At 41.9% G+C, this 19,906-nt stretch carries 20 protein-coding genes; all 20 read right to left on the bottom strand.

What is annotated here, in order from left to right:
- Nucleotides 1-16 precede the first annotated feature (16 nt).
- The 20 genes from rplN to rpoB all read right to left on the bottom strand — a co-directional run bounded on the left by rplN (nucleotide 17) and on the right by rpoB (nucleotide 19,889).
- Nucleotides 17-385 (bottom strand): 50S ribosomal protein L14, encoded by a 369-nt coding sequence (gene rplN / locus AC1DSL_RS02570; RefSeq protein WP_016429892.1) that lies wholly within the window; start codon nucleotides 383-385, stop codon nucleotides 17-19.
- A 45-nt stretch (nucleotides 386-430) separates the two neighbouring features.
- Nucleotides 431-694 (bottom strand): 30S ribosomal protein S17, encoded by a 264-nt coding sequence (rpsQ, locus tag AC1DSL_RS02565; RefSeq protein ID WP_016429891.1) that lies wholly within the window; start codon nucleotides 692-694, stop codon nucleotides 431-433.
- An 18-nt stretch (nucleotides 695-712) separates the two neighbouring features.
- A complete protein-coding gene (gene rpmC / locus AC1DSL_RS02560; protein ID WP_016429890.1) occupies nucleotides 713-913 on the bottom strand; it encodes a 50S ribosomal protein L29 in 201 nt (66 codons plus the stop codon).
- The gene (gene rplP / locus AC1DSL_RS02555; RefSeq protein ID WP_016429889.1) at nucleotides 903-1,337 is read right to left on the bottom strand and encodes a 50S ribosomal protein L16; all 435 of its coding nucleotides are present in this window, start codon (nucleotides 1,335-1,337) and stop codon (nucleotides 903-905) included. Before rplP ends, rpmC begins: the two co-directional genes overlap by 11 nt.
- 1 nt (nucleotide 1,338) lies before the next feature.
- Nucleotides 1,339-1,995: a 30S ribosomal protein S3 gene (gene rpsC / locus AC1DSL_RS02550; RefSeq protein WP_016429888.1), complete on the bottom strand. Its 657-nt coding sequence runs from the start codon at nucleotides 1,993-1,995 to the stop codon at nucleotides 1,339-1,341.
- A 3-nt stretch (nucleotides 1,996-1,998) separates the two neighbouring features.
- The gene (gene rplV / locus AC1DSL_RS02545) at nucleotides 1,999-2,340 is read right to left on the bottom strand and encodes a 50S ribosomal protein L22 (RefSeq protein WP_016429887.1); all 342 of its coding nucleotides are present in this window, start codon (nucleotides 2,338-2,340) and stop codon (nucleotides 1,999-2,001) included.
- A 19-nt stretch (nucleotides 2,341-2,359) separates the two neighbouring features.
- On the bottom strand, nucleotides 2,360-2,638 hold the full coding sequence (rpsS, locus tag AC1DSL_RS02540; RefSeq protein WP_016429886.1) for a 30S ribosomal protein S19: 279 nt from the start codon (nucleotides 2,636-2,638) through the stop codon (nucleotides 2,360-2,362).
- Between the two features lie 60 nt (nucleotides 2,639-2,698).
- The gene (rplB, locus tag AC1DSL_RS02535; protein ID WP_016429885.1) at nucleotides 2,699-3,529 is read right to left on the bottom strand and encodes a 50S ribosomal protein L2; all 831 of its coding nucleotides are present in this window, start codon (nucleotides 3,527-3,529) and stop codon (nucleotides 2,699-2,701) included.
- 45 nt (nucleotides 3,530-3,574) lie between these two features.
- A complete protein-coding gene (gene rplW / locus AC1DSL_RS02530) occupies nucleotides 3,575-3,859 on the bottom strand; it encodes a 50S ribosomal protein L23 (protein ID WP_016429884.1) in 285 nt (94 codons plus the stop codon).
- A complete protein-coding gene (rplD, locus tag AC1DSL_RS02525) occupies nucleotides 3,859-4,482 on the bottom strand; it encodes a 50S ribosomal protein L4 (RefSeq protein ID WP_016429883.1) in 624 nt (207 codons plus the stop codon). The genes rplW and rplD overlap by 1 nt, the downstream gene beginning before the upstream one ends.
- A 26-nt stretch (nucleotides 4,483-4,508) precedes the next feature.
- The gene (gene rplC, locus AC1DSL_RS02520) at nucleotides 4,509-5,138 is read right to left on the bottom strand and encodes a 50S ribosomal protein L3 (RefSeq protein ID WP_269926748.1); all 630 of its coding nucleotides are present in this window, start codon (nucleotides 5,136-5,138) and stop codon (nucleotides 4,509-4,511) included.
- Between the two features lie 50 nt (nucleotides 5,139-5,188).
- Nucleotides 5,189-5,497 carry a 30S ribosomal protein S10 gene (rpsJ, locus tag AC1DSL_RS02515; RefSeq protein ID WP_004233624.1) on the bottom strand — a complete coding sequence of 103 codons (309 nt, stop codon included), beginning with the start codon at nucleotides 5,495-5,497 and terminating at the stop codon, nucleotides 5,189-5,191.
- Nucleotides 5,498-5,755: 258 nt separating this feature from the next.
- Entirely contained in the window at nucleotides 5,756-7,072 is a 1,317-nt protein-coding gene (locus tag AC1DSL_RS02510; RefSeq protein ID WP_477531057.1) for a Na+/H+ antiporter family protein, read from the bottom strand.
- A gap of 632 nt (nucleotides 7,073-7,704) precedes the next feature.
- A complete protein-coding gene (tuf, locus tag AC1DSL_RS02505) occupies nucleotides 7,705-8,892 on the bottom strand; it encodes an elongation factor Tu (protein WP_016429880.1) in 1,188 nt (395 codons plus the stop codon).
- Between the two features lie 120 nt (nucleotides 8,893-9,012).
- Nucleotides 9,013-11,088, bottom strand: coding sequence for an elongation factor G (fusA, locus tag AC1DSL_RS02500; RefSeq protein WP_016429879.1), 2,076 nt, complete (start codon nucleotides 11,086-11,088; stop codon nucleotides 9,013-9,015).
- A 51-nt stretch (nucleotides 11,089-11,139) separates the two neighbouring features.
- Nucleotides 11,140-11,610 (bottom strand): 30S ribosomal protein S7, encoded by a 471-nt coding sequence (rpsG, locus tag AC1DSL_RS02495; protein WP_477531056.1) that lies wholly within the window; start codon nucleotides 11,608-11,610, stop codon nucleotides 11,140-11,142.
- A 42-nt stretch (nucleotides 11,611-11,652) separates the two neighbouring features.
- Nucleotides 11,653-12,075, bottom strand: a complete 423-nt coding sequence (gene rpsL, locus AC1DSL_RS02490; RefSeq protein WP_016429877.1) for a 30S ribosomal protein S12 — start codon at nucleotides 12,073-12,075, stop codon at nucleotides 11,653-11,655.
- A 101-nt stretch (nucleotides 12,076-12,176) separates the two neighbouring features.
- Nucleotides 12,177-12,425 carry a ribosomal L7Ae/L30e/S12e/Gadd45 family protein gene (locus AC1DSL_RS02485; RefSeq protein ID WP_016429876.1) on the bottom strand — a complete coding sequence of 83 codons (249 nt, stop codon included), beginning with the start codon at nucleotides 12,423-12,425 and terminating at the stop codon, nucleotides 12,177-12,179.
- Between the two features lie 172 nt (nucleotides 12,426-12,597).
- Nucleotides 12,598-16,200, bottom strand: a complete 3,603-nt coding sequence (rpoC, locus tag AC1DSL_RS02480) for a DNA-directed RNA polymerase subunit beta' (RefSeq protein ID WP_016429875.1) — start codon at nucleotides 16,198-16,200, stop codon at nucleotides 12,598-12,600.
- Nucleotides 16,201-16,337: 137 nt separating this feature from the next.
- On the bottom strand, nucleotides 16,338-19,889 hold the full coding sequence (gene rpoB, locus AC1DSL_RS02475) for a DNA-directed RNA polymerase subunit beta (protein WP_016429874.1): 3,552 nt from the start codon (nucleotides 19,887-19,889) through the stop codon (nucleotides 16,338-16,340).
- Nucleotides 19,890-19,906: the final 17 nt, after the last annotated feature.

The following is a 19,906-nucleotide window of genomic DNA, read 5'->3' as shown; positions in this document are numbered from 1 at the left end:
AGCACTTTCGAGTTGATTAAAGAACTTCCGGAGCTAAAGATACGATTTTCATGAAGCTATTGTCACGTAATTCACGTGCAACAGGTCCGAAAATACGAGTTCCGCGCGGGCCTTTATCGTCACGAATGATAACGCATGCGTTTTCATCGAATTTGATATAAGTACCGTCTTTACGGCGTACACCGCTTTTAGTGCGAACGATAACAGCTTTAACGACGTCACCCTTCTTGACAACGCCACCTGGTGTTGCTTTCTTAACTGTACACACGACGATATCGCCGATGTTAGCAGTTTTACGACCAGAACCACCAAGCACTTTAATTGTTAAAACTTCACGTGCACCTGAGTTGTCAGCAACTTTCATACGACTCTCTTGTTGGATCACTTAGGTAACCTCCTCTCGGAATTTGGTCTGTTCCGAAATTTCTATTTAGATAATAACCGCTTTTTCTACAACTTCCACTAGGCGGAAACGTTTTGTAGCAGACAACGGACGAGTTTCCATGATACGAACTACGTCGCCTAATTTAGCTTCGTTTTGCTCATCATGCGCCTTGAACTTTTTAGAGTACTTAACACGCTTACCGTAAAGCTTATGCTTTTTGTATGTTTCTACCATAACAGTTACAGTTTTGTCCATTTTGTCAGAAACAACACGGCCCGTGTATACTTTGCGTTGGTTACGCTCAGTCATGCTCGAAAACCTCCTTTATCAGTTATTTGCACTGATTTCTCTTTCACGAATCACAGTTTTCATACGCGCAATAGCTTTACGTACTTGGCTAATGCGAGCTGTGTTTTCTAATTGACCAGTCGCCAATTGGAAGCGAAGGTTGAAAAGCTCTTCTTTCAGTGATTTCACTTTTTGTTCGATTTCTGCAGTGGTAAGGTCACGGAGTTCATTAGCTTTCATTAGATTCACCACCAATTTCTTCACGTTTTACGATTTTACATTTCACAGGAAGCTTATGTGATGCAAGTCGAAGTGCTTCGCGTGCTACCTCTTCAGAGACACCAGCGATTTCGAACATGATCTTTCCTGGTTTAACTACCGCTACCCAACCTTCAGGAGAACCTTTACCGGAACCCATTCGAACCTCAAGAGGCTTTTTAGTGTAAGGCTTATGTGGGAAAATTTTAATCCATACTTTACCGCCACGTTTCATGTAACGTGTCATTGCAATACGAGAAGACTCGATTTGACGGTTAGTGATCCAGCTAGCTTCAACAGCTTGTAAGCCGAATTCACCGAAAGTGATTTCTTTACCGCCTTTCGCTTCTCCGCGCATTTTTCCGCGGTGTTCGCGACGATATTTAACGCGTTTAGGCATTAACATATTATTTGCCTCCTTCCACAGAATTCTTCTTAACTGGAAGGACTTCACCACGATAGATCCAGACTTTAACACCAAGCTTACCATAAGTTGTGTCAGCTTCAGCGTGTGCATAATCAATGTCAGCACGTAAAGTATGAAGTGGTACAGTTCCTTCACTGTAGTGTTCAGCACGCGCGATGTCAGCGCCGCCTAGACGTCCAGATACTTGAGTTTTAATACCTTTAGCGCCTGCACGCATAGTGCGTTGTAATGATTGTTTTTGTGCACGACGGAAAGATACGCGGTTTTCTAATTGACGCGCAATGTTTTCAGCAACTAATTTTGCGTCTAGATCCGCACGTTTGATTTCAACGATGTTGATATGAACACGCTTGCCAGTAGTAGCGTTTAGGTTTTTACGAAGTGCTTCCACTTCAGTACCACCTTTACCAATTACCATACCTGGTTTCGCAGTGTGAATTGTAACATTAACACGGTTTGCAGCGCGCTCGATTTCTACTTTAGAAACAGAAGCCTCTTTCAAACGTGTTTCGATGTAGCTACGAATTTTTAAGTCTTCGTGAAGAAGAGTTGCATAGTCTTTTTCTGCGTACCATTTAGACTCCCAGTCACGAATAATGCCGATACGTAATCCTATTGGATGTACTTTTTGACCCACGAATTATCCCTCCTTCTTCTCAGATACCACGATTGTAATGTGGCTTGTGCGTTTGTTAATTGCGCTTGCACGCCCCATTGCACGTGGACGGAAACGTTTTAATGTTGGACCTTCGTCAACAAAAACTTCAGAAATAACTAGTTTATTTACATCTAAATCATAGTTGTGCTCAGCGTTTGCAACCGCAGATTTCAACACCTTTTCAACAACAGGTGATGCCGCCTTAGGTGTAAGGCGCAAAATCGCAACTGCTTCACCGATTTGCTTGCCTCGGATTAAATCAACGACTAATCGTACTTTACGAGGGGCAATACGCACTGTTTTAGCAATAGCTTTAGCTTGCATCAGGATATCCTCCTCTCAATTAGCGTCTTGTTTTCTTATCGTCATTGCCATGGCCTTTATACGCACGTGTTGGCGCGAATTCGCCCAATTTGTGCCCTACCATATCTTCAGTCACATATACAGGAACGTGTTTACGTCCGTCATATACTGCGATCGTTAATCCGATAAAAGTCGGGAAAATTGTTGAACGGCGAGACCAAGTTTTGATCACTTGTTTTTTCTCAGAGTCCTTTTGTGCGTCAACCTTCTTCATAAGATGGTCATCAACAAAAGGTCCTTTTTTCAAGCTACGACCCATTTTGGAACCTCCCTCAGTGATCTCGCTACGGCTCTCTGTTCGAACCGCAGAAGAATCACATTATTTTTTACGACGACGAATGATAAGTTTGTCGGATTTGTTTTTCTTTTTACGAGTTTTGTAACCAAGAGTTGGTTTACCCCAAGGAGTCATTGGTGATTTACGACCGATTGGAGAACGTCCTTCACCACCACCGTGTGGGTGATCGTTCGGGTTCATTACAGATCCACGTACAGTTGGGCGTTTACCTAACCAACGGTTACGACCTGCTTTACCGATGTTGATTAACTCATGTTGTTCATTACCAACTTGACCAATTGTAGCACGGCAAGTTCCCAAAATCATGCGAACTTCACCAGATTGAAGACGAATAATTACGTACTTATCTTCTTTACCAAGTACTTGCGCAGAAGTACCAGCAGAACGTACTAATTGTCCACCTTTACCAGGTTTCATTTCGATGTTATGGATTGTAGAACCCATAGGGATGTTTTGTAATGGTAGTGCGTTACCTACTTTGATATCAGCTTCTGGACCTGACATGATAGTCATGCCAACTTCTAAGCCTTTAGGTGCTAGGATGTAACGTTTTTCACCGTCTAAGTAGTTAATTAATGCAATATTCGCAGAGCGGTTTGGATCATACTCAATAGTAGCAACGCGTCCTGGAATGCCATCTTTAAATCGTTTGAAATCGATGACACGGTATTGACGCTTATGGCCGCCACCATGATGACGAACAGTTAACTTACCTTGGTTATTACGGCCGCCTTTACGTTTGACAGGCTCAAGCAATGATTTCTCAGGCTTGTTAGTCGTGATTTCAGCGAAATCAGAAGCTGTCATGTTACGTCGACCATTGGAGGTAGGTTTGTACTTTTTAATCGCCATGTTTATTCCCTCCTTCTTGTTAGTTCAATTTGAATCCTGTATGGATTAAACTTCGAATAATTCGATGTCTTTGCTATCAGCAGTCAACTTAACAATTGCTTTACGGCGTTTGTTAGTGTATCCACCAAATTTACCAACGCGTTTGAATTTACCTTTGTAGTTCATGATGTTAACTTTCTCAACATCTACTCCAAAGATTTCTTCGATTGCGTGTTTAACTTGAGTTTTGTTGGCGCGAGTGTCCACTAAGAAAGTGTACTTTTTCTCTTCCATGATTTCAGAAGAACGCTCGGTAATGACCGGACGTTTAATAATATCACGTGCTTCCATTATCCAAGCACCTCCTCGATTTTTTCTACTGCAGCTTTTGTCACAACAATTTTGTCGTGTCCAAGCAAGTCAAGAACATTAATGCCTGTTGCTGTTACGACTGTTACTCCTGGGATGTTACGAGCAGATAATGCTACGTTTTCATCAAGTTCAGCTGTAACGAACAAAGCTTTTTTCTCGATAGAAAGGTCTTTCAACACTTTCAAGAAATCTTTAGTTTTTGGTGCGTTGAAAGCTAAGCCTTCAAGAACTACGAAATTCTCTTCTAACACTTTCGCAGAAAGAGCAGAACGTAGAGCTAAGCGACGAACTTTCTTCGGTAATTTGTAGCTGTAGCTACGTGGAACTGGACCGAATACAACACCACCGCCACGCCATTGTGGAGAACGAATCGAACCTTGACGAGCACGACCTGTTCCTTTTTGTTTCCATGGCTTACGACCACCACCAGCAACTTCAGAACGGTTTTTAACTTTATGATTACCTTGACGAAGTGACGCACGTTGAGCGACTACAGCATCAAATAATACATTACTGTTTGGCGCGATTCCGAAAACCGCATCGTTTAATTCGATTTCACCAACAGATGAACCTGTTTGGTTAAGTAAAGATACCTTTGGCATTCCTGTTTCCTCCTTCCTCTATATAATTAGTTAGCTTTGATAGCAGTTTTAACTACTACTAATGCTTTACGAGAACCAGGAACATTACCTTTAACAAGTAGCAAGTTACGATCAGCATCAACTTTTACGATTTCTAAGTTTTGGATCGTTACCATTGTGCCACCCATTTGACCAGGTAATTTCTTTTGTTTGAATACGCGGTTCGGAGCAACAGGCCCCATTGAACCAGGACGACGGTGGTAACGAGATCCGTGAGCCATAGGTCCGCGAGATTGTCCGTGGCGTTTAATAACACCTTGGAAACCCTTACCTTTTGTCACACCTGATACATCTACTACATCGCCTTCTGCGAAACTTTCAACCTTGACTTCTTGACCAACTTCGTACTCAGCAATATTCAAGCCGCGGAATTCGCGGATGAAGCGCTTAGGAGCAGTGCTAGCTTTTGCTACGTGTCCTTTAGCAGGTTTGTTAGAAAGCTTTTCACGCTTATCTTCAAAACCTAACTGGATCGCTTCGTAGCCGTCTGTTTCAACTGATTTCTTTTGAAGCACTACGTTTGGAGACGCCTCAATTACAGTTACAGGGATTAAGTCACCGTTCTCAGCAAATACTTGCGTCATACCGATTTTTCTACCTAAGATTCCTTTGGTCATTTGTCACACCTCCTACAGTAATTGTGTTTAGTTCTATTTGTTGTTTACCATTAAAGTTTGATTTCAATATCAACGCCAGATGGTAAGTCAAGCTTCATTAACGCATCAACAGTTTGTGGTGTTGGGTTAACGATATCGATCAGACGTTTATGCGTACGCATTTCGAATTGTTCACGAGAATCTTTGTACTTGTGAACCGCACGAAGAATTGTGTACACAGACTTCTCAGTTGGAAGTGGAATCGGACCTGATACACTTGCACCTGAACGTTTCGCAGTTTCCACAATTTTTTCAGCAGACTGATCAAGAATTCGATGATCATACGCTTTCAAACGGATACGAATTTTTTGTTTTGCCATAATTTTCCCTCCTTTTCGCCTATTTACTAGACATTCTCAACGAAAATTTTCCAACATCCCGCCATGGCAAAGCGGCCGGGTGTGTCGGTAACCTCTCGCATCATCGCAGTCAGATAAAGACCAACTTCAATATTATACATAAAGAAAAAGAATAACGCAAGTGGTTTCACGAAATTCTTTTTATCGCTTTCCTATTGTATGATGAATCCTTTTTTCTTTCAATAGCTTGAGTAATTGTCCGAACATTAAGTTCTTCCATTAAAGAACCATAATCGCAATCCAACCGAAAACCAGTAGCGGAATATTGTAATGGATAAACGTCGGTACGCACGTATCCCAAATGTGATTGTGTTGGCCGTCTACATTTAATCCAGCAGTTGGTCCCAGCGTACTATCTGACGCTGGCGATCCAGCATCTCCAAGTGCACCAGCTGTGCCAATCAAAGAAATAATGGCGAGCGTGCTGAATCCGAACTCTACAGCAAGCGGCACGAAGATTGCTGCGATAATCGGTATCGTCGCGAATGAAGAACCAATTCCCATCGTGATTAATAATCCAATGACAAGCATGAGCATTGCTGCGAGCGCTTTGTTTCCTTCTAATAATGAAGAAGCACTGCCTACCAATGATTCAATGTCTCCAGTTGCTTGAATAACAGAAGCAAATCCATTTGCAGCAATCATGACGAAACCGATGAATGCCATCATGCGCATACCTTCAGTTAATAAGTTATCGGCTTCCTTCCATTTTAGAACTCCAGCAACGTACAGCGTCAGAATCCCAGCAAGAGCTCCAATAATCATTGACTCGGTTTGTATTTGAGCAACGAGAGCAGCAACTAACGCAACAATTGTAAAGACAATATCTTTTTTGCTAACTAGAATCGCTTCTGAAGCTTCTATAGTAATATCTTGTACATACTCTCTTGGTCTTCTGTAAGAAAAGAAGATGGCAACCAACAGTCCGACGACCAATCCTCCTGTTGGAATTAACATGGCATACGGGATATCTTTCATATCGATTGCAAGACCCGCAGCTTCCATTTGCGTTGCGATGATCTCATGGAAGATAAATCCGAAGCCATACGGCAATAAAATATAAGGTGCCGTTAAACCAAATGTCAGAACAGACGCAATCAGCCGACGATCAAGTTTAAGCAAATTCATTACATTCAAAATGGGAGGTACAAGTAATGGAATAAAAGCAATATGAATAGGGATTAAATTCTGGGAGAATACAGCCATTAATAGTAACGTCAAAATAATGAGCGTTTTAGCCAAAGCGGTCTTTTCTGTTTCTCCGTCTTTTTTAATTAGTTTTAGTATGCTTGCAACAAGAAGCTCTGGAATCCCTGTTTTAGAAATAGCGACGGCAAACCCACCGAGCAATGCATAGCTCAACGCAATGGAAGCCCCTCCGCCTAGTCCGTCTGTAAAAGCAGTGATTGTATCTGTCATGGTTAAACCACCTGCCAGCCCACCCGAAACGGCCCCTACAAGTAATGCAAACACAACGTTAACTCTCAACAAGCTTAATAGCAGCATGACTCCTACAGCGATTAATACAGCATTCATCTATATTATCTCCTTTGCACTTTAGTTCACTAGTGTAGTAGAACAACAGATTAAAGAATATCAAGTTGTGTTGAAAAAGTCAACAATACAAGATGTGGAGAATCATTCCAATAATAATATTGGTAGTGGATTAGAGGTTAATAGAAGGGGTACCTAAACCGAGGCTAATTTAAACGATATTATTGTTTACCGTACATTTGCACTTACCACATATTCGGCGTGCACGTGAGACTCACACTTCACACTCTTGCGGCTTGCTAGTCGCAATGCAGACTTTCGTTCTTTATTAATTATTTATTACCTTAGTTAATTAGCTTTCTATAGAAATAGCTAAATTCAGTGTTTGCGCTTTAGAGAATCTATGAAAAAGCACTGTTTCTGTATCGGTACGCTAGCATCGAAACATGTAAGTACATTGCATCGCTACACTTGCTTCGTCCGCTGAATGGTAGAAGCATTCCCTCTTTTATTATGAGCTTGTTAAACGATAGCTATTTATCATACATTTCGCTTGTACCATCTAAGGTGCAAATGCACATTGTTCCTTATTCAAGATCAGCATCTTTAATTAACATTGCTTAAACAGAAAAAAACCTTGCCAGCGTCCCGGCAAGGTTTATGAAAAGGTTAAATTATTTAGTGATAGTAGCAACTACGCCAGCACCAACAGTACGTCCACCCTCACGGATAGAGAACTTAGTACCTTCTTCAAGCGCGATTGGAGCGATAAGAGCAACAGTCATTTCGATGTTGTCTCCAGGCATAACCATTTCAACGCCTTCAGGTAAGTTACAGATACCAGTTACGTCAGTTGTACGGAAGTAGAACTGAGGACGGTAGTTAGTGAAGAATGGAGTGTGACGTCCACCTTCTTCTTTTGATAAAACATAAACTTCTGCTTTGAATTCAGTATGTGGAGTGATTGAACCTGGTTTAGCCAATACTTGTCCACGTTGGATATCTTCACGAGCTACTCCACGAAGAAGAGCACCGATGTTGTCACCAGCTTCTGCATAGTCAAGAAGTTTACGGAACATTTCAACGCCAGTTACTGTAGTTGATTTCGGCTCTTCAACGATACCGATGATGTCAACAACGTCTCCAACTTTAACTTGTCCACGCTCAACACGACCAGTAGCAACTGTACCACGACCTGTGATTGAGAATACATCCTCAACAGGCATCATGAATGGTTTGTCAGTTTGACGTTCTGGAGTTGGGATATAAGAGTCAACAGCGTCCATTAATTCAACGATTTTCTCTTCCCAAGATTCTTCACCTTCAAGAGCTTTAAGAGCAGAACCTTTGATTACTGGAATGTCGTCGCCAGGGAAGTCATATTCAGAAAGAAGATCACGAACTTCCATTTCTACTAATTCAAGTAACTCTTCGTCGTCTACCATGTCACATTTGTTCATGAAGACTACTAGGTAAGGAACACCAACTTGACGTGAAAGAAGGATGTGCTCACGAGTTTGTGGCATTGGGCCGTCAGCAGCAGATACTACTAGGATCCCGCCGTCCATTTGTGCAGCACCAGTGATCATGTTTTTAACATAATCGGCATGTCCTGGGCAGTCAACGTGTGCATAGTGACGAGCTGCAGTTTCATACTCAACGTGAGAAGTGTTGATTGTGATTCCACGCTCTTTTTCTTCAGGAGCGTTATCGATTTGTGCATAGCTCATTGCAGTACCACCAGAACGTTTTGCAAGAACTGTTGCGATTGCAGCTGTTAAAGTTGTTTTACCATGGTCAACGTGACCGATTGTACCAATGTTAGCATGTGTTTTAGAACGATCGAATTTAGCTTTTGCCATTAGGGATGTCCTCCTCAAAATTATATGATTAGTTTTTGTTATGAATGATGATGGTCTAGATCCATCACCATTCATAGCTTACAAAATAGTTATACAAGATTAAAAATCAAACTTCAATGATTAACCTTTATTTTTTTTGATAATTTCTTCTGAAATTGATTTTGGTACTTCTTCGTAGTGATCGAAAGTCATAGAGAATACTCCACGACCTTGAGTTGCAGAACGAAGTGTTGTCGCATAACCAAACATTTCTGCAAGTGGAACCATTGAACGAACAACTTGTGAATTACCACGAGCGTCCATACCTTCTACGCGACCACGGCGAGAAGTGATGTTACCCATAATATCTCCTAAGTATTCTTCAGGAATTACTACTTCCACTTTCATCATTGGCTCAAGAAGAACTGGTTTACATTTTGAAATTGCGTTTTTCAATGCCATAGAAGCAGCAATTTTGAACGCCATTTCATTTGAATCGACATCATGGTAAGAACCATCAAATAGACGAGCCTTAATGTCGATAAGTGGATATCCAGCTAGTACACCATTGTTTAAAGAGTCACGAAGACCTGCTTCAACAGCTGGGATGTATTCACGTGGTACAACACCACCGACAACGCCATTTACGAATTCAAAGCCTTTTCCTTCTTCGTTTGGAGAGAATTCAATCCAAACGTGTCCGAATTGACCACGACCACCTGATTGACGAACGAATTTACCTTCAACTTGAGCAGACTCACGGAATGTCTCACGGTAAGATACCATTGGAGCACCAACGTTAGCTTCTACTTTAAATTCACGGCGCATACGGTCAACTAAGATATCAAGGTGAAGTTCACCCATACCAGAGATGATTGTTTGTCCAGTTTCTGTGTCAGTATGAGCACGGAAAGTAGGATCCTCTTCTTGAAGTTTTTGTAAAGCTTGACCCATTTTATCTTGGTCAGCTTTTGACTTCGGTTCTACAGATAAAGAGATAACTGGCTCTGGGAATTCCATTGATTCAAGAATAACTTGGTTTTTCTCGTCACATAGAGTATCACCTGTTGTAGTGTCTTTAAGACCAACAGCAGCAGCGATATCACCAGAAAAAACTTTAGAAATCTCTTCACGGCTATTCGCGTGCATTTGTAAGATACGACCTACGCGCTCACGTTTACCTTTTGTAGAGTTTTGTACGTATGAACCTGATTCAAGAACACCAGAGTACACACGGAAGAATGTTAATTTACCAACATAAGGGTCAGTCATTACTTTGAATGCTAATGCAGAGAATGGTTGTGAGTCGTTAGATTCACGAACAACTTCTTCATCAGAATCAGGTAAGATACCTTTTATTGCTGGTACGTCTGTTGGAGCTGGAAGATAATCAACTACTGCGTCAAGCATTTTTCGAACACCTTTGTGTTTGAATGCTGAACCACAAATAACTGGGTAGAATTCAACTGCGATTGTTGCTTTACGGATAGCCGCTTTCAACTCTGCATTTGAGATTTCTTCACCTTCTAGGTATTTCTCCATAAGATTTTCGTCAACGCTAGCTACCGCTTCGATTAATTTCTCACGATATTCTGCAGCTTGAGCTTTATGTGATTCAGGAATTTCGCCTTCTGTAATTGCAGTACCATCTTCGTTACCGTAGAAAGTAGCATTCATTTCAATAAGGTCGATAATTGCACTGAAATCTTCTTCTGTACCAATTGGAAGTTGTACTGGATGCGCGTTCGCTTGAAGACGCTCGTGTAGAGTTCCTACAGAATACAAGAAGTCTGCACCCAATTTATCCATTTTGTTAATGAAAACAATACGTGGTACGCCGTATGTTGTAGCTTGGCGCCATACTGTTTCAGTTTGTGGTTCAACACCAGATTGTGCATCAAGAACCGTTACAGCACCATCAAGTACGCGAAGTGAACGTTCAACTTCAACAGTGAAGTCTACGTGACCTGGAGTATCGATGATGTTTACGCGGTGGCCTTTCCATGCAGCTGTTGTTGCAGCAGAAGTGATCGTGATTCCACGCTCTTGCTCTTGCTCCATCCAGTCCATTTGTGATGCACCTTCGTGCGTTTCACCAATTTTATGGATTTTACCAGTGTAATAAAGAATACGCTCTGTAGTAGTTGTTTTACCAGCATCAATATGGGCCATGATACCGATGTTACGTGTATTCTCTAAGGAGAATTCTCTAGCCATTTTGTATTTCTCCTTCCATCTCAAATTAGAATGATTAGTGGATGAAAAATCCTACCAGCGGTAATGAGCGAATGCTTTGTTCGCTTCCGCCATTTTGTGCATATCTTCACGTTTCTTCACAGAAGCACCTGTGTTGTTAGAAGCGTCAAGAATTTCATTAGCTAAACGCTCTTCCATAGTTTTCTCCCCACGAAGACGAGAATAGTTAACTAKGTAGCGAAGACCTAATGTAGAACGGCGTTCTGGACGAACTTCGATTGGCACCTGATAGTTAGAACCACCAACACGGCGAGCTTTAACTTCAAGTACTGGCATGATGTTAGCTAATGCTGCATCAAATACTTCCAAAGGATCTTTACCTGAACGTTCTTGAACAAGTTCAAACGCTCCATAAAGAATTTTTTGAGAAGTACCTCTTTTACCATCTACCATCATTTTATTGATTAAACGAGTTACAAGTTTTGAATTATAAATTGGATCTGGTAACACGTCACGTTTGGAAACAGGACCTTTACGAGGCATGTGTTTTCCTCCTTTCGATGAGATCTATAGTTTTATTTTTAATTAGCTTTTTTTAACTTTAGGGCGTTTAGTACCGTATAGTGAGCGGCTTTGCATACGACCGTTTACACCGGCAGTATCAAGAGCACCACGTACGATATGGTAACGAACACCCGGTAAATCTTTAACTCGTCCTCCACGGATTAGAACAACACTATGTTCTTGAAGGTTATGACCTTCACCCGGGATGTACGCAGTAACCTCAATTAGGTTAGTTAAACGTACACGCGCATATTTACGAAGCGCTGAGTTTGGTTTTTTTGGTGTCATTGTACCAACACGAGTACAAACCCCACGTTTTTGCGGTGAACTAACGTTTGTTAACGTTTTTTTAGAGCTGTTATACCCTTTGTTCAATGCTGGTGAGCCAGATTTGACTGTTTTGGATTTACGAGGCTTACGTACCAATTGGTTAATTGTAGGCATCGATTATTCCTCCCTTCTTGTTATCGTTGTAATACCACACATCCAGGTGGTTCATTTTTGGGTAAAAAACAAAGTCTTTGTGTTTTCATACACAAAAACTGTTACACAGTAATTGCAACAACTGCTGCACCCACTTGAAGTCCGCAGGCTTTACCGAGTTCTATTTTAGACTCTACAAAGTCAATCTTCACACCTTTTTCTTCCGCTAATAGAATAGCTGGTTGGGTGATCCGGTTGTCTGCATCACGAGCCACGAGAATTTCTACTACATGGCCACCATGGATTGCTTTTACTGTTTGCTTAGTACCGATGACGGTTTTCATCGCCTGATTTACTTTTTCATAAGACATTTAGCATATCCTCCAAAGACCCAGACCTTCAACTATCAACCTTAAATATATTATCATCCATTAATTTTTCTGTCAACCCATTTCACAAGAAAAGCGGAAAGACCGCAACACTTATCGGTTGTCATTAAAATTCCGGGGGGCTGCTTATACAAACCCCCGGAACAGGATGAAATTATTCTGCGCTCACTGCTACTGCAGCTTCGTTTTTCTTCTCATCAACAATCTTGATCTGACGGTAACGTTGCATACCAGTACCCGCCGGAACGAGTTTACCGATAATAACATTTTCTTTCAGGCCAAGCAATTCGTCGCGTTTTCCTTTGATCGCCGCGTCTGTTAACACACGCGTAGTTTCTTGGAATGACGCAGCTGATAAGAACGATTCTGTTTCAAGTGAAGCTTTTGTAATACCGAGAATAACTGGGCGACATGTTGCAGGTAGTTTACCATTTAACACTGCCTCTTTATTCGCATCCGCAAATTGGTGAATGTCGAGTAACGAACCTGGTAACAGTTCCGTTTCACCCGCCTCGATGACGCGCACTTTACGAAGCATTTGGCGAACCATTACTTCGATATGTTTGTCTCCGATTTCTACCCCTTGCATACGGTATACTTTTTGAACTTCTTTCAACAAGTACTCTTGTACAGTTGAAACGTCTTTAACTTTCAACAATTCTTTCGGATCAATCGAACCTTCAGTCAATACTTCACCGCGTTTAATGGCATCATTCAGTTGAACTTTCAAACGACCATTATAAGGAGCTAGGTATTTACGTGTTTCAACATCACCTTGAACTGTAATTTCTTTTTGACCTTCACGGATTTCATCAATTGCAGAGATAACACCTGTAATTTCAGTAATGACCGCTTGACCTTTAGGATTACGAGATTCGAAAATCTCCTGGATACGTGGAAGACCTTGTGTAATATCGTCTCCAGCTACCCCACCTGTATGGAACGTACGCATCGTTAACTGAGTACCTGGCTCACCGATTGATTGGGCAGCAATGATACCAACTGCTTCTCCAACCTCAACGTTTTCACCAGTTGCCAAGTTGATTCCGTAACATTTTTTACATACGCCGTGTTTCGTGTTACATGTGAATGCAGAACGAATAGTTAATTCTTCGAATCCAGCATCCAAAATAACTCGAGCTACGTCTTCTGTAATCAATGCATCTTTCTCCAGAATAACTTTTTTCGTTTCTGGATGGAAAATAGTTTTACGTGTATGACGACCGACAATACGCTCGTCGAACCCTTCGATTACCTCTGTTCCGTCCATTAATGCGCCGATCAATAAGCCACGGTCCGTTCCGCAATCATCTTCACGAACAATAACATCTTGAGCAACGTCAACCAAACGACGTGTTAAGTAACCTGAGTCAGCCGTTTTAAGAGCTGTATCCGCAAGACCTTTACGAGCACCATGCGTAGAGATGAAGTATTCAAGTACCGTTAAACCTTCACGGAATGATGATTTAATCGGAAGCTCGATAATACGACCGGCCGGATTGGCCATCAAACCACGCATACCTGCAAGTTGAGTAAAGTTGGATGCGTTACCACGCGCTCCAGAGTCACTCATCATGAAGATTGGGTTCAAGTTGTCTAATGATTTCATTAGTTTTTCCTGAATAACGTCCTTCGCAGCACTCCAGTAAGAAATAACACGATCATAGCGCTCTTCTTCTGTAATTAATCCACGACGGAATTGCTTCAGGACTTTATCTACTTTGTCTTGAGCTTCTTCTAATACTTTACCTTTGTCTGGAAGTACCACGATATCTGAGATACCGATTGTAATACCAGCTTTAGTTGAGTATTTGAAACCAAGATTCTTCATACGGTCAAGCATTTTCGACGTTTCAGTAATATGGAAACGTTTGAATACTTCAGCGATGATGTTTCCAAGAATTTTCTTCTTGAATGGTGACACAAGTTCCATTTCATCAATGTGTGTACGCACATCAGTAGTTGTTGGAACAAAGTATTTAGACGGTGTTTCAACTTGAAGGTTGAAATCCGTTGGTTCGTTAATGTACGGGAATGTTTCAGGTAAAATTTCATTGAAAATTACTTTACCCACTGTCGTCAATAACAACATTTTGTTTTGTTCTTCAGTGAATGTTTGGTTGTTCAATGAACCTGCAGCGATTGCAATACGTGTATGCAAATGCGCATGTCCGTTTTGATAAGCAATCAACACTTCATTTGGACCGTAGAATGTAGAACCTTCGCCTGTTGCACCTTTACGCTCAAGTGTTAGGTAGTAGTTACCTAATACCATATCTTGAGATGGTGTAACAACTGGTTTTCCATCTTTCGGGTTCAAAATGTTTTGTGCAGCCAACATCAATAAGCGAGCTTCAGCTTGCGCTTCTGCTGATAAAGGAACGTGAACCGCCATTTGGTCACCATCGAAGTCAGCGTTATAAGCTGTACATACTAGAGGGTGAAGACGAATTGCGCGACCTTCTACTAGAGTTGGTTCGAAAGCTTGAATTCCAAGACGGTGAAGCGTCGGTGCGCGGTTTAGTAAAACCGGATGCTCCTTAATGACGTCTTCTAATACATCCCAAACTTCTGAATGCATACGCTCAATTTTACGTTTTGCACTCTTAATGTTGTGAGCTAAGCCACGCTCAACAAGTTCTTTCATCACAAACGGCTTGAATAATTCAATCGCCATTTCTTTTGGAAGACCACATTGATACATTTTCAAGTTTGGACCTACAACGATAACCGAACGACCAGAGTAGTCAACACGTTTACCAAGTAAGTTTTGACGGAAACGACCTTGTTTCCCTTTCAACATATGTGAAAGTGATTTCAATGGACGGTTACCTGGTCCAGTAACTGGACGGCCACGACGACCATTATCAATCAACGCATCAACAGCCTCTTGTAACATACGTTTTTCGTTCTGAACGATGATGCTAGGTGCACCAAGGTCTAATAAACGTTTTAGACGGTTGTTACGGTTGATAACACGACGATACAAGTCATTTAAATCAGAAGTGGCAAAACGGCCACCATCTAATTGAACCATCGGGCGTAATTCTGGTGGAATTACCGGAAGTACGTCTAAAATCATCCAGTCTGGTTTGTTCCCAGAGTTACGGAATGATTCAACTACTTCAAGACGCTTAATTGCACGCGTACGTCGTTGACCAGCTGCAGTTTTAAGCTCTTCCTTCAGCATTTCTGTTTCTTTTTCAAGATCAAGTTCTTGAAGAAGACGTTTGATCGCCTCAGCACCCATTGCAGCATAGAATTTCGTACCGTATTTTTCACGGTATGCACGGTATTCTTTCTCAGACAATAGTTGTTTGCGCTCAAGTGGTGTATTCGCTGGGTCTACAACTACGTAAGAAGCAAAGTAAATCACTTCTTCCAAAGAACGTGGAGACATATCCAGGATAAGTCCCATACGACTTGGAATCCCTTTGAAATACCAAATATGTGATACTGGAGCTGCTAATTCAATGTGACCCATGCGCTCACGGCGCACTTTTGAACGTGTAACTTCAACGCCACAACGATCACAAACGACACCTTTATAACGAACACGCTTATACTTACCGCAATGACATTCCCAGTCCTTTGTTGGTCCGAAAATACGTTCACAGAACAAACCATCTTTTTCAGGTTTAAGTGTGCGGTAGTTAATCGTTTCAGGCTTCTTCACTTCACCGTATGACCAAGAACGAATCTTGTCAGGAGATGCTAAACCAATCTTCATGTACTCAAAATTATTAACGTCTATCAAGGAGCCTACCTCCCTTAGTCTGGGTCTTTTAAAGACTTTATCCACTTAGCTCAGGCGGATAACTTTTATGGAAATGGAAATGCGGGCAGGTATGATGGCCTGCCCTTATTTCTTAAAACTAATTTATATATATTGCCTTATTCGGCTGAGCCGACTGGCACTTCGTCCGTCATTGGCAGGATGTTGAGTGCATCAGCTGGTTGAAGATCGTCTTCCTCATCCAAATCACGCAATTCAATTTCTTGGTCGTTGATTGTCATCATCTTAACGTCCATACCTAAACTTTGAAGTTCTTTAATTAATACTTTGAATGATTCTGGAACACCTGGTTCCGGAACGCTTTCACCTTTAACGATGGCTTCGTATGTTTTCACACGACCTACCACATCATCGGACTTCACTGTCAAGATTTCTTGAAGTGTGTAAGCGGCACCGTATGCCTCAAGTGCCCAAACCTCCATCTCACCGAAACGTTGTCCACCGAATTGTGCTTTACCACCAAGCGGTTGTTGCGTAACAAGAGAGTAAGGTCCAGTAGAACGTGCATGTAATTTATCGTCAACCATGTGGGCTAACTTAATCATATACATAATCCCGACAGAAACGCGGTTGTCGAATGGCTCACCTGAGCGACCATCATACAATGTTGTTTTACCGTCACGGTTCATACCTGCTTCTTCCATCGTATCCCAAACGTCAGCTTCATTGGCACCATCAAATACTGGTGAAGCCATATGAATGCCAAGAGTACGGGAAGCCATACCTAAGTGAAGCTCCAATACTTGACCGATGTTCATACGAGATGGAACCCCTAGAGGGTTAAGCATGATATCAACTGGTGTGCCATCTGGAAGGAAAGGCATGTCTTCTTCTGGAAGGATACGCGAGATAACACCTTTGTTACCATGACGTCCAGCCATTTTATCCCCAACAGAGATTTTACGTTTTTGAACGATGTATGCACGAACGAGTTGGTTCACACCTGGTGGAAGCTCGTCGCCATCTTCGCGGTTAAACACTTTAACATCCAGGATAATTCCGCCTGCACCATGAGGTACACGTAGAGAAGTATCACGGACTTCACGTGCTTTTTCACCGAAGATTGCATGTAATAAACGTTCTTCAGCCGTTAACTCAGTAACCCCTTTAGGTGTTACTTTACCTACTAAGATATCGCCGTCGCGAACTTCCGCACCGACACGAATGATTCCGCGGTCATCTAAGTTACGAAGCGCTTCTTCACCCACGTTTGGAATATCACGTGTGATTTCTTCAGGTCCGAGCTTAGTATCACGGGATTCTGACTCGTATTCTTCGATATGCACAGAAGTGTACACATCGTCTTTTACAAGACGTTCACTCATGATAACAGCATCTTCATAGTTGAAACCGTCCCATGTCATGAAAGCAACAAGCACGTTACGTCCAAGTGCCATCTCACCGCGCTCCATAGAAGGACCATCAGCAAGAATATCAAGTGGTTTCACGCGATCGCCAACTTTAACGATTGGGCGTTGGTTATAACTCGTCCCTTGGTTAGAACGAATGAATTTTTGTAATTTATATTTTGTTAAATCGCCTTTAACTTCTTTGCCGTCGATTTCTTCAATGCGACGAACTCGAATTTCTTTCGCTTCTACATGTTCAACGATTCCGTCAAACTTAGCGATGACCGCAGCACCCGAGTCACGCGCATTCACATGTTCCATCCCTGTTCCTACAAAAGGAGCTTCAGGATTTAACAATGGAACCGCTTGACGTTGCATGTTCGCACCCATAAGGGCACGGTTGGAGTCATCGTTCTCTAAGAACGGGATACACGCTGTCGCTGCAGAAACAACTTGTTTAGGCGATACATCCATATAATCGATTGATGAACGTTTGAATACCGTGTTATCTCCGCGGAAACGACCAACAACTTCTTCGTCGACAAATTCACCATTGTCAGAAAGACGGGCATTAGCTTGCGCTACTACGTAGTTGTCTTCTTCATCTGCTGTTAAATAATCGATGCGAGTTGTCACAAGGCCTGTCTCAGGATCTACGCGACGGTAAGGTGTTTCAATAAATCCGAATTTGTTCACTTTCGCGAAACTTGAAAGTGAGTTGATCAACCCAATGTTTGGTCCCTCAGGCGTTTCAATCGGACACATACGACCGTAGTGGGAGTAATGAACGTCACGTACTTCAAAACCAGCACGTTCACGCGTTAAACCACCGGGTCCTAATGCCGATAGACGGCGTTTGTGCGTCAATTCAGCAAGTGGATTTGTTTGATCCATGAATTGAGACAACTGAGAACTACCAAAGAACTCTTTAATTGATGCAATAACCGGACGGATATTAATCAATTGTTGTGGCACTATAGATTGTGTGTCGTTAATTGACATACGCTCACGTACCACACGTTCCATACGGGAAAGACCAATACGGAATTGATTTTGTAATAGTTCCCCTACTGAACGTAAACGACGGTTACCTAGATGATCAATGTCATCCGTGTTTCCAATGTTGTAAAGTAGGCCGAAGAAGTAACTAACAGAAGAAATAATATCAGCAGGTGTGATGTTTTTTATCGCATCTTCAATATAAGCATTGCTGATGACATTAATTTCTTGTTGCGCTTCATTGTTTGGAGCGTAAATTTTGATTGATTGTAACGTGATATCGCCTTCTAATACGCCACCTACTTGAGAAATTGTGCGGAATCCGATTCCATTCTCAAGATGTGGGATTAAACGATCAAGTAAACGACGGTCAATCACTGCACCTTGTTCCGCTAAAATTTCACCAGTTTCTGGATCAACTAGCGTTTCAGCTACTGTCTGGTTGAATAGACGGTTTTTAATGTGCAGTTTTTTGTTCATTTTGTAACGACCAACATTCGCTAAGTCATAGCGTTTTGGATCGAAGAAACGTGAGTACAACAGGCTCTTCGCACTTTCAACTGTTGGCGGCTCGCCTGGACGAAGACGCTCATAAATTTCAAGCAACGCTTTATCTGTGCTCTCCGTGTTATCTTTTTCTAAAGTATTACGAAGGTATTCGTTATCGCCGATAAGGTCGATAATTTCTTGATCAGAACCAAAGCCAAGTGCACGCAGAAGTACCGTTACTGGTAATTTACGTGTGCGATCGATACGTACATATACTACGTCCTTCGCATCGATTTCGTATTCCAACCATGCGCCACGGTTAGGAATAACCGTTGCACCGAAACCTTTTTTACCGTTTTTATCTGTCTTATCATGGAAGTAAACACTTGGTGAACGGACTAACTGAGATACGATTACGCGCTCAGCACCGTTGATGACGAAAGTACCTGTTTCTGTCATGAGTGGGAAATCACCCATAAACACATCTTGTTCTTTCACTTCATCTGTTTCTTTGTTGTGCAAACGTACTTTTACGCGAAGTGGTGCAGCGTAAGTTACGTCACGTTCTTTTGATTCATCGACCGGATACTTAGGTTCACCTAATGTATAATCGATGAATTCCAGTGAAAGATTACCTGTGAAGTCTGCAATCGGAGAAATGTCTCGGAACATTTCACGCAAACCTTCTTCCAGGAACCATTCATAAGATGCTGTTTGAATTTCGATTAAATTCGGAAGTTCCAGCACCTCATTAATACGCGCAAAACTTCTGCGCTGGCGGTGTTGTCCGTACTGAACTAGTTGACCTGCCAACTCATTCACCCCTCAAT

The sequence above is a fragment of the Paenisporosarcina sp. P4_D4 genome (assembly GCF_056401835.1).
The sequence above is the reverse complement of the archived record's forward strand: the minus strand, read 5'-3'. Positions and strand labels throughout refer to the sequence as shown.

Bases quoted from the DNA above. Each gene is read 5' to 3' on its own strand.
- rplV (WP_016429887.1), bottom strand. From the start codon at position 2,340: ATGCAAGCTAAAGCTATTGCTAAAACAGTGCGTATTGCCCCTCGTAAA.
- AC1DSL_RS02510 (WP_477531057.1), bottom strand. From the start codon at position 7,072: ATGAATGCTGTATTAATCGCTGTAGGAGTCATGCTGCTATTAAGCTTG.
- AC1DSL_RS02485 (WP_016429876.1), bottom strand. From the start codon at position 12,425: ATGTCTTATGAAAAAGTAAATCAGGCGATGAAAACCGTCATCGGTACT.
- rpsL (WP_016429877.1), bottom strand. From the start codon at position 12,075: ATGCCTACAATTAACCAATTGGTACGTAAGCCTCGTAAATCCAAAACA.
- rpsQ (WP_016429891.1), bottom strand. From the start codon at position 694: ATGACTGAGCGTAACCAACGCAAAGTATACACGGGCCGTGTTGTTTCT.
- rplB (WP_016429885.1), bottom strand. From the start codon at position 3,529: ATGGCGATTAAAAAGTACAAACCTACCTCCAATGGTCGACGTAACATG.
- rplC (WP_269926748.1), bottom strand. From the start codon at position 5,138: ATGACCAAAGGAATCTTAGGTAGAAAAATCGGTATGACGCAAGTATTT.
- fusA (WP_016429879.1), bottom strand. From the start codon at position 11,088: ATGGCTAGAGAATTCTCCTTAGAGAATACACGTAACATCGGTATCATG.
- rpmC (WP_016429890.1), bottom strand. From the start codon at position 913: ATGAAAGCTAATGAACTCCGTGACCTTACCACTGCAGAAATCGAACAA.
- rplD (WP_016429883.1), bottom strand. From the start codon at position 4,482: ATGCCAAAGGTATCTTTACTTAACCAAACAGGTTCATCTGTTGGTGAA.
- tuf (WP_016429880.1), bottom strand. From the start codon at position 8,892: ATGGCAAAAGCTAAATTCGATCGTTCTAAAACACATGCTAACATTGGT.
- rplW (WP_016429884.1), bottom strand. From the start codon at position 3,859: ATGGAAGCACGTGATATTATTAAACGTCCGGTCATTACCGAGCGTTCT.
- rplP (WP_016429889.1), bottom strand. From the start codon at position 1,337: ATGTTAATGCCTAAACGCGTTAAATATCGTCGCGAACACCGCGGAAAA.
- rpsS (WP_016429886.1), bottom strand. From the start codon at position 2,638: ATGGGTCGTAGCTTGAAAAAAGGACCTTTTGTTGATGACCATCTTATG.
- rpsJ (WP_004233624.1), bottom strand. From the start codon at position 5,497: ATGGCAAAACAAAAAATTCGTATCCGTTTGAAAGCGTATGATCATCGA.